This is a genomic window from Daejeonella sp., from assembly GCF_036405355.1.
Lineage (GTDB): Bacteria > Bacteroidota > Bacteroidia > Sphingobacteriales > Sphingobacteriaceae > Daejeonella.
Genome location: NZ_DASWXT010000122.1, coordinates 60,403 through 73,043 on the forward strand (window position 1 = coordinate 60,403; position 12,641 = coordinate 73,043).

General features: G+C 38.3%; 9 protein-coding genes. 6 read left to right on the top strand and 3 right to left on the bottom strand.

Features of this window, described 5'->3' with window-relative positions; translation table 11 throughout:
- Nucleotides 1-88 precede the first annotated feature (88 nt).
- A complete protein-coding gene (locus tag VGE44_RS15085) occupies nucleotides 89-1,378 on the top strand; it encodes an aminopeptidase P family protein (protein WP_331080604.1) in 1,290 nt (429 codons plus the stop codon).
- Here the strand turns inward: VGE44_RS15085 and meaB are convergent.
- Entirely contained in the window at nucleotides 1,365-2,267 is a 903-nt protein-coding gene (gene meaB, locus VGE44_RS15090; RefSeq protein WP_331080607.1) for a methylmalonyl Co-A mutase-associated GTPase MeaB, read from the bottom strand. The two genes, VGE44_RS15085 and meaB, sit on opposite strands and share 14 nt — an antisense overlap.
- A 457-nt stretch (nucleotides 2,268-2,724) precedes the next feature.
- Between meaB and VGE44_RS15095 the strand changes: the two genes are divergently transcribed.
- Genes VGE44_RS15095 through VGE44_RS15115 form a run of 5 tightly spaced genes read left to right on the top strand, consistent with a single transcriptional unit; the run spans nucleotide 2,725 to nucleotide 8,005 of the window.
- Complete coding sequence (locus VGE44_RS15095) at nucleotides 2,725-3,603, top strand: glycosyltransferase family 2 protein (RefSeq protein WP_331080609.1); 879 nt, start codon at nucleotides 2,725-2,727, stop codon at nucleotides 3,601-3,603.
- The gene (locus VGE44_RS15100) at nucleotides 3,600-4,607 is read left to right on the top strand and encodes a glycosyltransferase family 2 protein (protein WP_331080611.1); all 1,008 of its coding nucleotides are present in this window, start codon (nucleotides 3,600-3,602) and stop codon (nucleotides 4,605-4,607) included. Before VGE44_RS15095 ends, VGE44_RS15100 begins: the two co-directional genes overlap by 4 nt.
- A gap of 41 nt (nucleotides 4,608-4,648) precedes the next feature.
- A complete protein-coding gene (locus VGE44_RS15105; RefSeq protein WP_331080613.1) occupies nucleotides 4,649-6,487 on the top strand; it encodes an ABC transporter ATP-binding protein in 1,839 nt (612 codons plus the stop codon).
- Nucleotides 6,488-7,189 (top strand): glycosyltransferase family 2 protein, encoded by a 702-nt coding sequence (locus VGE44_RS15110; protein WP_331080615.1) that lies wholly within the window; start codon nucleotides 6,488-6,490, stop codon nucleotides 7,187-7,189.
- Nucleotides 7,190-7,201: 12 nt separating this feature from the next.
- Entirely contained in the window at nucleotides 7,202-8,005 is an 804-nt protein-coding gene (locus tag VGE44_RS15115; RefSeq protein WP_331080617.1) for an FkbM family methyltransferase, read from the top strand.
- A gap of 255 nt (nucleotides 8,006-8,260) precedes the next feature.
- Here the strand turns inward: VGE44_RS15115 and infB are convergent, their stop codons facing one another.
- Together infB and nusA are read right to left on the bottom strand one after the other, a co-directional pair.
- Nucleotides 8,261-11,266 (bottom strand): translation initiation factor IF-2, encoded by a 3,006-nt coding sequence (gene infB / locus VGE44_RS15120; protein WP_331080619.1) that lies wholly within the window; start codon nucleotides 11,264-11,266, stop codon nucleotides 8,261-8,263.
- Nucleotides 11,267-11,382: 116 nt separating this feature from the next.
- A complete protein-coding gene (gene nusA / locus VGE44_RS15125; protein ID WP_324487208.1) occupies nucleotides 11,383-12,618 on the bottom strand; it encodes a transcription termination factor NusA in 1,236 nt (411 codons plus the stop codon).
- Nucleotides 12,619-12,641: the final 23 nt, after the last annotated feature.

A 12,641-nucleotide genomic window follows, 5' to 3' on the forward strand; every position in this document is an offset into this window, starting at 1 on the left:
AAATAATCAAATACTGTTCCAATCATTTTCTTTGACAAAAATTACATCTTAAATTGTTTTATCGCACACAAAATTATATACTTTTAACATGAAATACCCTCTCGTTGATAGGCAACTCTTCGAAAAAAATCGTCAAAATTTTACAAAAAGACTCTCTGCGAACTCTATAGCCATATTTCAATCCAATGATGAATTTCCAAGAAGTGGCGATCAAACCCATTTGTTTAAACAAAATGCAGATCTCTTTTACCTGAGTGGAATAGACCAGGAAGAAACAATTTTATTTTTATTTCCCGACTGTCCTAATCCACTATACAGAGAAGTCCTGTTTTTAAGACAGACAAATGAACACATTGCTGTCTGGGAAGGTCATAAATTGACGATTCAGGAAGCAAAAAATGTTTCAGGTATCAATACTATATACTGGCTTGACGAATTTTGGAATATCTTGCCAGCAATAATAAGTTATGCGGAAAGCATTTATCTCAACACCAATGAAAATGATCGTTATGCTCATAAGGTTCCCTATCGGGATATCCGGTTTATTGAAAAAATAAAAACCCTTTATCCATTACATAATTATAAACGGGCTGCCTTGATTATGCGCGAGCTTCGCCCTGTAAAGTCAGAAATCGAGATTGAACTGACAAAAAAAGCATGTGAAATTACCCGGGATGCCTTTGTAAGAATCCTGAAATTTATAAAACCAGGAGTAGCAGAGTATGAGATTGAAGCTGAAATTATCCATGAATTTATTCGGCAAAGAGCTACTGGTCATGCATATAATCCAATTATAGCTTCTGGTAAAAATGCCAATATCCTTCATTACAATGACAACAACCAGATCTGCAAAGATGGTGATGTGATCCTGTTTGACTTTGGGGCAGAATATGCTAATTATAATGCCGACATGAGCCGTTCAGTACCTGTCAGTGGACGTTTCACAAAACGCCAGAAGGATGTGTATAATGCCGTTTTACGGATCATGAAAGAGGCCAGAAAAATGCTTCTTCCGGGAACGATATGGAATGACTATCATGCAGAGGTTGGTAAAATAGTTGAATTTGAACTGATTGGGCTTGGTTTAATCGATAAACAGGATATTGCTAAACAGGATCCTAAAGCCCCGCTTTATAAAAAGTATTTTATGCATGGCACTTCCCACCACCTTGGTTTGGATGTACATGATTTTGCAAGCAGGTATAAACCTTTTGAAGCCGGGAATCTTCTGACATGTGAGCCAGGAATTTATATTCCAAAGGAAGGTCTCGGAATACGGATTGAGAATAATATTCTGATAACGAAAAATGGCAATATCGACCTTATGGATGATATCCCAGTTGAGGCTGAAGAAATAGAAGCAATTATGAATTCTTAGGACCTTGCTGAAAGGTATTTATAAACCGATAGAGATTAAAATCAGGATCGGCTGATGCCTTAATAATATCCTGCTGAAGCTGATATTTATTCAAATTCTTCATTTTCTGATGCTGAAGCAACTGCCAGGCCTTTTCCGCCAATAAAAATATACGCCTTTTGTTTTCTTTAATCGACTGATTTTCAATAGCTTCTATCAGTTCTGAAATTCCAATAGATTTATCAGCAACAGTATTTATAACCGGAATAGGCTGGGGTCTTTGATGAACAAGTTTCTTGAGATTATTGGCAAAAGTATCAGCTCCTTCCCTGTCCGATTTATTCACAACGAATATATCGGCAATCTCCATTAATCCTGATTTCATGTTCTGAATCTCATCACCCGACTCAGGAACCAGCACTACCACACTGACATCTGCAAGTCCGGCAATTTCAACTTCCGACTGACCAACTCCGACTGTTTCAACCAGAATATAATCAAAACCGGCAGCCTTAAGGACATCACACATTTCAATTGTTTTACCCGATAAGCCCCCTAATGAGCCCCTGGTTGCCAGAGAACGTATATAAACATTCGGCTTATTAAATTGTTCTGCCATTCTGACACGGTCCCCAAGAAGAGATCCCAGATTAAATGGAGATGTAGGATCAATGGCAAGAACTGCAATTTGCTTACCCTGAGCACTCAGATGATTGATCATCGCATTAACCAGCGTACTTTTCCCTGCACCGGGTGGGCCGGTAATTCCGATTACCGGAGTATTATTTGATCTGAGCCCCCTTAATAAGTCCTCTGAACCAGGCAAATCATTTTCTACAATAGTTAACTCCCTGGCTAATTTTCTAAAGTCCTTGAGTAGTATGGAATTATTATGCTTGTCTGGCTGCATATACAAAGTAAGCTGTTTTTAATTTCATTTTACAATTCGCTAAGACAAAGGGCTGACAATAGCTATTTCAGGACGTAAAAATTCCCTGATCAAACAGGGATAAAACTCGGATAAAACAGGGATCAAACAGGGATAAAACTCGGATAAAATTCAAATAGAATACACTAAATGAGCGTCTTTTATCTGTATTTTATTCCTTTTTTATGTGTTATGTACTCGTGTTTATAAAGAAGTCGTTAAGAAATCTTAGCCAAGTCGTCAGGATGCGGTGTAAGATTAAGCTGGAATTCAGCTAGTTGTGAAGTATGCTAGTCCTTTTTTACTTATTTTATTTCTAAGCACTGAAATAAGGAAGGGATCTCGAATAGGCTGGTAACAGGATGATTTTTAGGGCTATTCTACAGCACATTAATCAAAAGAGGCTAATTTATTTAACTTTGCCCAATATTCTGCCAACATGAAAGTTACAGGTTTTTCATTCATACGTAATGCTGTTAATAATGACTACCCTGTGGTACAGGCAATTCTCTCTATTTTGCCCATTTGTGATGAATTTGTAATTGCAGTTGGCGATTGTACTGACAATACCCTGGAACTTATTGAAGGCATCGCTTCTCCAAAAATAAAAATTATACATACAGTATGGGATGAAAGTATCCGCGAGGGTGGGAGAACATTTGCACAGGAAACTGATAAAGCTTATGCTGCGATTTCAAAAGATACTGACTGGGCATTTTATATCCAGGGGGATGAATGCGTGCATGAAAACTATCTTCCGGTGATAAAAAATGCTATGGAAGAAAATTTGAACAATGAAAATGTTGAAGGCCTCTTATTTAAATACCTCCATTTTTATGGTTCTTATGATTTTATAGCATCCTCCAGAAGATGGTATAGAAATGAGGTGAGGGTTTTAAAACTTGATCCCGGAGTTCATTCTTACCGGGATGCGCAAGGCTTTAGAAAAAATGGTAGAAAAATAAATGTAAAACCAATTGAGGCCTATATTTATCACTACGGCTGGGTTCAGCCACCCGCCGGTCTTGGAAACAAGGTTCGTAATTTTAATAAATTTTACCATGAGGATTCCTGGATTCAGGAACATCTTCCTGAAAATATTGAATTTGATTATGGCAATGCCGACCGTCTGATCAGATTCGAAGGTACACACCCCCAGGTTATGCAGAAACGGATTGAAGTCAGTAACTGGAAGTTTCAGGTTGATCCAACGTTAATGAAAAAGAAAATGAGCCTGAGACGTCGTATTTTACAAAAAATAGAAGATCTGTGGCAATGGAGAATCGGAGAATATAAAAACTACAAAACTGTTCAATGACCACTGTGTCGAATTCCCGAAAAAGTATATCTGTAGTTATACCAAATTATAACGGCAGGCATTTGCTGGAGCAAAACCTGCCTTCTGTCTATGCAGCCTTAAACAATTCCAGAACAGATTTTGAAATCATCATTACAGATGATTGTTCAACTGATAGTTCCATAGCATTTATCAGACAAAACTATCCGCTGGTACGTTTGATTATTAACGATAAAAATCAGGGATTTTCAGCAAGCTGTAACAGAGGGATTGAAATAGCTGAGAAAGATCTGGTTCTATTACTAAATACTGATATTGAATTAAATAATCACTTTTTCGAGAGCCAATTTAAATATTTTGAACTTCCGGATACTTTTGGGGTGATGAGTAAAATCATTGGAGCTAAAAATGGTGAAACACAGGATACCGCACGGTTTTTAAAATATTCCGGGTTTAAAATTAAAGCCAATAACTTTTACCACCTGGAAAATGAGGATTTCTTTACTCCAACCGCCTACTTATCAGGTGCAAATGCCTTAATCGACGCAAAAAAATTAAAGGATATAGGCGGATTTGATGAAATCTTCTCACCATTTTATTGTGAAGACTTTGAATTGGGACTTAGAGCATGGCGCATAGGCTGGAAATGCTATTATGACCCGAAATCCTATTGCATTCACGATCATTCATCTACAACCAAAAATTATCGTACCCGAAATTGGGTTAAGGCTATTTTCTTTCGAAACAGGCTTTTTGTTCATGCCATACATTTAAGCAGTATCCGATTAGTTTTTTGGTTCCTGCAAATCGCTTTTATTGATATGCTCTTTATGTGGATTGGTTTAAAATTCTACTACTATAAAAGTTTTGGAATGTTTTTGAACAATCTAAAATATGCCCGCCAGTCGCGCAAAAAAATGAAGCAATTAATGGATAGATACAATAGCACTACAAGTATTGATGATGTTATTAATAAAATGAATAGGATGCTTGAGGGGCAAGCAATCATTTTCAGAAGAAATTAGACATCTTTCAAAATGATTAACTTTGTTTTAGAAATCTTTTTATGAAGACCTTTTTCCGACTTTTTGCTTTTGCTGCCCCTGTTCAGAAATTTGCGGTTCCATTCTTTTTAATGTCATTATTAGGTGTCATCTTCGGCCTTATAAATTTCACATTACTGATCCCTGTTTTTGAGCTTTTATTCGATCAATCAGGAAACAAAGGATTACAGAAACTGGCTGTTGCACCTGCATTTGATTTAAGTCTTAGCTATTTTAAAGACTTGTTCTATTACTATTTTCAGAGCATCATTAATACTTCAGGTAAAGCTGGAGCTTTAAAAATGGTCAGCATTGCCATTGTCGTTTCTGTAGTGCTGAGTAACTTATTTAAATACTTATCTGCCAGAATAATTGAAAATTTCAGGTTAATGATCGTAAACCGTATACGAACCGGTATTTTTAAAAAACTTACAGATATCGATATCCAATATTTCAGTACCCAACGTAAAGGAGACCTTATTTCGAGATTCATGACCGATGTAGTGATTATTCAAGATTCTATCATCCGTTCAGTACAGGTTATTCTGCGGGAGCCAATAGCCATTATTCTAAACTTTGCCGTTTTGTTTGCCATTTCTTCAAAACTGACATTTTTTGCCTTGATCTTAATTCCTGTTTCAGGACTGCTGATTTCAACTATCGTAAAACGACTAAAGAAGCATGCAACAGCCGCCCAGGAATCTGTAGGAGTCTTGGTTTCCAGTATAGACGAGGGCCTCAATGGGGTTAAAATCATTAAATCCTTCAATGCAGAGAAATATATACAAGAGAAATTCAATGCTATCAATATGTGGACAAGCAAAATCCACAGGAGACTGGCAAGACGGGTTCTTTTGGCTTCACCTGTTTCTGAAATGTTGGGTGTGACTACAGTAGCTGCGTTATTATATTATGGAGGTACTCTCATTCTTCAGGAGGGATCAGAACTTCAGGGAGCTGAATTTATTGGCTATATCATCATATTTTCACAAATCATTAATCCGGCAAAAGCTATCTCAGAGGCGTTTGGAAATATCTCCCAGGGCATCTCGGCAGGTGAGCGGGTATTTCAGATTTTGGATGCTCCTGAACGCATTACTGATAAACCCAACCCGGTGTTAAAAACCTCATTCAATGATTGTATCGAGTTAAAAAGTGTTTCGTTTGCTTATGGCGAAAAGGAGGTATTAAAAGACATCAGTTTTAAGATTTTAAAAGGAAGTACCGTTGCCTTAGTCGGCCCTTCTGGAGGAGGGAAAACCACGCTTTTGGATCTCTTACCGAGATTTATGGATCCTTTACAAGGAGAAATATGTCTGGATGGACTTAACATAAAAGATATCAGCATGCGTGATGTCAGGGCATTGATGGGGATAGTGAATCAGGAGTCTATTCTTTTTAATGACACCATTTTTAACAATATTGCCTTTGGCAGATCCTTTACAGAGGAGGAAGTAATCGAAGCTGCCAGAATTGCAAATGCACATGAGTTTATTATCAATACTACAGAGGGTTATCAAACCAGTGTTGGAGACAGGGGGATGAAACTTTCGGGTGGACAAAAACAACGGATCTGCATCGCAAGAGCTGTACTTGCCAATCCACCTATACTGCTGCTTGATGAGGCTACTTCAGCCCTGGATACTGAATCAGAAAAGGTAGTTCAAAATGCGCTAAAAAATTTAATGAAAAACCGTACCTCTATTGTAATTGCGCACCGCCTGAGCACCATACAGGAAGCTGATCAGATTATTGTTCTTGAAAATGGTAAAATTGAAGAGCAGGGTTCCCATAATGAGTTGATGATGGCAAATGGACTTTATAAAAAGCTAATATCGATGCAAAGCTTCATAGCAGAATAAATGGAAAATACTTTAGTTTCAATCATCATTGCAACTTTTAATGCTGGTAAAACACTTCAAAATTGCCTGGATAGTATTTTCCAACAAACTTATCCTCACATAGAAATAATCATAATAGATGGATTAAGTAGTGATGATACGATTGAGATCATAAAGAAAAATGAAAATAAAATATCGTTTTGGTTAAGCGAAAAGGATAGTGGTGTTTATGATGCAATGAATAAATCTTTAAATTACGCTAAGGGAGACAGAATATTTTTTTTAGGTGCTGATGATGCTTTGTTGCCTGAGTTTAGTTTAATGATGAATCATTTAACAGATGAAAATACAATTTACTATGGCAGGAGTAAATTCAAAAAACGAATAGACGGAAAGAAATTTAAATCTTATAAATTAAGTAAAGGCAATATTATCCATCAGAGCATTTTTTATCCCAAAAAAGTCTTCCTTAAATATAAATATGAATTGAAATATCCCATTTTAGCTGATTATTATTTAAATATTCAATGTTATAGCGATGGTGAATTTAAATTTGAATTTCTTCCATATTTAGTCTCAGTTTTTGCACCAGGTGGGTTATCAAGTACACAGAAAGACACTCTATTTATTTCTGATTTTGACCAAATAGTTAGAGATAATTTTAATAAAAAAATTTATTACAGGTATCTTTTTAGAAAGTTTAAAAAGAAAATTGGGCTATAAGATACAATAATCATGAAAATAAAGAGAACCATTAACAAAATATTAGCCAGTACAAATATTCAATTTCAGGAGAAGACTAATAAACAGGAAGTTTTAAGCTTGATCGAAAAGTTACACCCAAAAAAAACTAAAAAGCCTTTAATCAGAATGGGGCCAAATGGTGATGGTGGCTACCTTTTACCTGATGATTTAGAAAATATAGAGGCTTGTTTTTCACCTGGTGTTGATCAGGTAAGCGGGTTTGAAGAAGATTGCTCAAGAGCTGGGATGAAACTATTTCTTGCTGATAAATCAGTGGATTTCCCCCCTATTAATTTACCTAAGGAAAAATTTAATTTTATAAAAAAATTTATTGGGTATACTCAAAATGAAGATTACATAACCATGGACGAATGGGTTAGGCAAGCAAATTTAAAAGAAGATTCAGATTTGCTCTTACAGATGGATATAGAAGGTTTTGAGTACTTTACCTTCATTAATATGACCCTAGCCCTCCAAAAAAGATTTAGAATAATTGTAATAGAACTTCACAGTTTACATAAGTTATGGGAAGAAGAATTCTTTAAACTTGCTTCTTCTGCACTAGGAAAAATTTTAGAAACTCATACCTGCGTACACATTCACCCTAATAATTGTTGCGGTGTTGACAATAAAAGGGGAGTGAAAACCCCAAGACTGGCAGAATTTACTTTCCTAAGGAATGATAGGGGTATTTTAGATGAATATCAAACAACATTTCCTAATCCTTTAGATTTTGATTGTACCACAAAACCAACTGTGATATTATCAAAAGATTGGTACCACTCTCTCAAATAGGTAAATATCGGGAATAAATAACACAGTTTTTATCTAGAGAAGCTTCAGTAAATAGGTGTCCCGAAAGAAAATAGCAGCTACAAATTCTATTTCCTATATGTTTTTTTATATTTTATGTTGGGTTCAATTAAAATAAGGATACCCTTTAAATTAGACAACAGGCTGGAATTAACCTGGCAGATGGTTGAATAATCAATAATCAGCCAAAACAAAAAAAGCGATCAAATAGATCGCTTTCAAAATTATTTGTTCAGACTATAATTTCCTTTTCACTTCTACCTGTTCGTATGATTCAACAATATCACCTACCTCAATATTATTGAAGTTCTGAATATTTAAACCGCACTCATAACCGGTAGCAACTTCTTTCACATCATCTTTGAAACGTTTCAATGAGGCGAGCTCACCAGTATAAACAACCACACCATCACGTATGATACGAATTTTGCTGTTTCTGGTAATCTTACCGTCGAGTACCATACAACCTGCAATCGTACCCACCTTACTGATCTTAAATACCTCACGAATTTCAACGTTCGAAGTAATTTTCTCTTCAAATTCAGGATCAAGCATGCCTTCCATAGCGGCTTTCACCTCATTGATGGCATCGTAGATAATTGAATACAGACGGATATCAATTTGTTCAGCTTCAGCCAGTTTACGTGCACTTGCAGAAGGACGAACCTGGAAACCTATGATAATTGCATCAGAAGCCGAAGCTAATAATACATCAGATTCAGAGATCTGACCTACAGATTTATGTATGATATTCACCTGGATCTGCTCAGTAGAAAGTTTCAGCAAGGAATCGGATAATGCTTCAATTGAACCATCCACATCACCTTTAACAATCACATTCAGCTCCTTGAAGTTTCCGATCGCCAAACGACGTCCGATCTCATCAAGGGTAATATGTTTCTGCGTACGTAAGCCTTGCTCACGTTGTAACTGTAGTCTCTTATTTGCAACCTGACGCGCTTCAACTTCACTTTCCATTACATTAAACTTATCGCCTGAGGTTGGTGCTCCCTGCATACCAAGTACCTGAACAGGTGTTGAAGGTCCGGCATGATCTAACTTAACTCCACGCTCATTATGCAATGCTTTTACCTTTCCACTGTACCCACCGGCAAGTATTGCATCTCCAACCCTCAATGTTCCAGCCTGAATCAGCACAGTAGTGACAATTCCGCGACCTTTATCCAATGCCGCTTCGATAACAGTTCCTATTGCCCGTTTGTTCGGATTAGCTTTTAATTCAAGCATATCTGCTTCAAGCAAGACCTTTTCGAGCAGTAAATCAATCCCTGCACCGGTTTTACCTGAAATTTCCTGACTCTGATATTTTCCACCCCAGTCTTCAACCAGAATATTCATAGCAGAAAGCTGCTCACGAATCTTATCAGCATTCGCACCCGGCTTATCAACCTTACTAAAGGCAAATACAATCGGCACATTTGCAGCTTGTGCATGATTGATAGCTTCACGCGTTTGAGGCATCACACTATCATCAGCAGCAATTACAATAATTGCAATATCGGTAACATTGGCACCCCTTGCACGCATTGCCGTAAAGGCTTCGTGACCCGGAGTATCCAGGAAAGTTATTTTACGATCATTTTCAAGGGTTACCTCATAGGCACCAATATGCTGGGTTATTCCCCCGGCTTCTCCGGCAATAACATTGGTCTTACGAACAAAATCAAGCAATGAGGTCTTACCATGATCCACGTGACCCATTACGGTTACAATCGGAGCTCTTGGTAATTGATCTTCAGGACTGTCGGATTCTTCAAGCAAACCAATTTCTTCGTCCTCAGGCTTCACAAACTCAACTTCATATCCGAATTCATCAGCTACAATTGTCAGAGTTTCAGCATCAAGTCTTTGATTTATGGATACGAACATTCCCAGACTCATACAGGTTGAAATAACCTGAGTCACAGGAACATCAAGCATCAGGGCCAGTTCATTTGCCGTAACAAACTCGGTAACCTTAATGGTTTTAGACTGCATTTCTGCTTCCAGTGCCGCATCTTCTGCAGTTTGGGCAACATCATCACGTTTCTGACGGCGTAATTTTGCACGTTGCGCAAATTTCCCTGATTTACCTGCACCACTTAAACGTGCAAGTGTTGCTTTAATCTGATCCTGAATTTCTTTATCTGTTGGTTCAGCTTTAGGGGTGTCCGGGGTACGTGACTTATTCCTGAAATCAGGACGGGCAGCACCACCTGTAGTACCTCCCTGGCCGGGTCTTGCATTTCTGAAATCAGGACGATTACCCTGATATCCTGCACCGGGTGCAGGACGCGGTGATCCTCCGGCTTGCTGACCCTGTTGTGTCGGCTGACCGGGTTGTCCCGGAGCATTATCTTTACGCTTGCGCTTACGCTTATGATCAGCACCTGCCGCACTCGATGAAGAGGCAACCGGCTGCCCGCGACGCGCTGGTGAAACAGGTAAATCAATTCTGCCAATCACATTCGGGCCTGAAAGACGTTCTGCTTTGGCACGAATAACAACAGCATCAGGATTACTTTCCTGCGTATTTGGTTTATTTTCTTGTTTTTCTTCGGCAACTGGTTTAACAGCCGGAGATTGAGGCTGTTCCTCAATAGTTTCTTTCGGACTTTCGACAGATTCTTTAACTTCTGCTGCAGGTGCGGCTTCCACTACAGGTTCTGCTTTTTCTGGAGCGGGCTGCGGAATTACTTCCGGTTCTTTAACTTTTACAGGCTCCTCAACTTTAGCAGCAGGGGCTGGTATAGCAACAGGCTTTTCCGGTTCCGGACTTTTCTTATCAGGGCGGGTTTTGGTATTCAGGTCGTCTAAATTGATTCTTCCGACCACTTTAACGCCCGGCAAAGCACCTTCTTCTGATTTAGGCTCAGTAGCCACAGGCTCCTGAGGTTCAGCTTTTGGCTTCTCAACTGCAGGAGGAGTAAAAGGATTGACATTCTTGATCAGAATCTCTTCCTGTTCAAAATCCTTTGAACGCTGTGGCTCAGTCTTTTCGTTAGTTACAGGGACATCATCGCGACGAATCTTGCCAATAACAATTTGCTTAGCTTCTTCTTTTACGATCTTATCACCCTGAAACTCCTTAAGAAGAACATCGTACATCTCATCGGTGAGTTTAGTATTGGGCCTGGCCTCAACTTTGTGACCTTTTTTCCCTAAAAACTCCACCGCAGTGTTAAGGCCGATATTCAGCTCTTTCGCAGCTTTAAGTAAATTTGTGCTTTTACCTTCTGACATTTATTATTTTAACCTCGCTATTTTTGTACAAAAGTACGTTTTTTATATGTTATATGCTTTGAGGATACGGCTTTTTCTTAAGTCCGCTATTTCTCAATGAGCAGCAATCGAATAAATTATTCAAATTCTGACTTCAGGATCTCAATCACATCTTTCACTGTGGTATCTTCCAGGTCAGTACGCTTAACTAATTCGTCTACAGATAAGCTCAAAATAGATTTCGCTGTATCTAAACCAACACGCTTGAATTCGTCAATTATCCAGCCCTCAATTTCATCTGAGAATTCCTCAATATCAACATCCTCATCATCTTCATGTGCTTCACGGTATACATCAATTTCGTATCCTGTAAGCTTTCCGGCCAACTTAATATTGTGACCACCACGGCCAATTGCCAATGAAACCTGATCAGGTTTTAGATAAACTGCCGCTCTCTTTTCTTCGTCATCAAGCTTGATGCTTGTGATTTTCGCCGGACTTAATGCTCTTTGAATATACAATGAAATATTATTTGTAAAGTTAATTACATCAATATTTTCATTTTTCAATTCGCGAACAATACCATGAATACGTGATCCTTTCATACCCACACAAGCTCCAACTGGATCAATTCTGTCGTCATAAGATTCTACCGCAACTTTAGCCCTTTCACCTGGTTCACGAACAATTTTCTTGATTGTAATCAGCCCGTCGAATATCTCAGGAACTTCCATTTCAAACAAACGTTGCAGGAACTCTGGTGCAGTACGTGAAATAATGATCTTAGGGTTGCCATTCAGCATTTCTACTTTCTCAATGATTGCGCGTACAGAATCGCCCTTTTTGAAGTAATCGGCTGGGATTTGCTCTGTTTTAGGCAATAAAAGCTCATTTCCTTCGTCGTCGAGTACTAAAGTTTCTTTTTTCCAAACCTGATATACTTCTCCGGTTACAATCTCACCCACACGGTCTTTGTATTTCTTAAAAATTTCGTCCTTTTCAAGTTCCAGAATCTTGGAAACCAGAGTTTGACGCGCAGCCAGGATGGCTCTCCGGCCAAAACTTTCGAGGGTAATCTGCTCAATAAAATCATCCCCAACCTCCAGATCAGGATCAATTGCTTTTGCTTCGGCAAGTTCGATCTCCAGATCATCATCTTCCGAAAAACCATCTTCCATAACCGTTCTTGTACGCCAGATCTCCAAATCCCCGTTATCCGGGTTTACGATCACATCACAATTTTCGTCTGTGCCATATCTCTTCCGCAACATGCTGCGGAAAACCTCTTCCAACACACTGATAACCGTTGGCCGGTCAATATTCTTGAAGTCCTTAAACTCCTGGAATGAATCGATTAAATTAATATTGCTCATTTTTTATTGAATTTGTCCCGTAG